Below are 896 nucleotides of genomic sequence, written 5' to 3' on the forward strand. Positions count from 1 at the left end.
TCAGTACTGGCGGGTGGACAGGACCTGCTTGGCCTGCTCCTGGGTGAACGTGGTCTCCTCGGTCACCACCCGGGCGGGCACCTGCTCACCCTTGACGACCTTCTTGGCCAGGTCCATCAGCTGCGGGCCGAGCAGCGGCGAGCACTCCACGATGAAGTTGATCTTCCCGTCGGCCAGCGCCTGCATGCCGTCCTTCACCGCGTCCACCGTGATGATCTTGATGTCCTTGCCCGGCACCTTGCCCGCGCCCTCGATCGCCTCGATCGCGCCCAGCCCCATGTCATCGTTGTGCGCGTACAACACGTCGATGTCCGGGTTCGACTTCAGGAACGCCTCCATCACCTCCTTGCCCTTGGCCCGGGTGAAGTCCCCGGTCTGCGAGGCGATCACCTTGAACTTCGGATCGGCCTGGATCACCTCCGCGAAACCCGCCTTGCGGTCGTTGGCCGGCGCCGAGCCCGTCGTGCCCTGCAACTCCACGATGTTGACCGGGTCCTTGGCGTCCTTGTACTCCTCCACCAGCCACTTGCCGGCCTTGCGGCCCTCCTCCACGAAGTCCGAGCCGAGGAAGGTCTTGTACAGCGAGGTGTCCTTGGAATCCACCGCCCGGTCGGTCAGGATGACCGGGATCTTCGCGTTCTTCGCCTCCATCAGCACCGTGTCCCAGCCCGACTCCACCACCGGCGAGAAGGCGATCACGTCCACCTTCTGCTGGATGAAGGAGCGGATGGCCTTGATCTGGTTCTCCTGCTTCTGCTGGGCGTCGGAGAACTTCAGCGTGATGCCCGCGTTCTTCGCCGAGTCCTGCACCGACTTGGTGTTCGCCGTGCGCCAGCCGCTCTCCGCGCCCACCTGGGAGAATCCCATGGTGATCGCGTCGCCCGAACCGCCGCCGC

The 896-nt window shown here is 65.2% G+C and carries 1 protein-coding gene; it reads right to left on the minus strand.

All coding sequences use genetic code 11. From position 1 onward, the window contains the following. On the minus strand, positions 1 to 896 hold an 896-nt coding region (locus tag IO39_RS43405; RefSeq protein ID WP_043637672.1), incomplete at its 5' end, for an ABC transporter substrate-binding protein.

This window comes from Nonomuraea candida (assembly GCF_000725485.1).
Lineage (GTDB): Bacteria > Actinomycetota > Actinomycetes > Streptosporangiales > Streptosporangiaceae > Nonomuraea > Nonomuraea candida.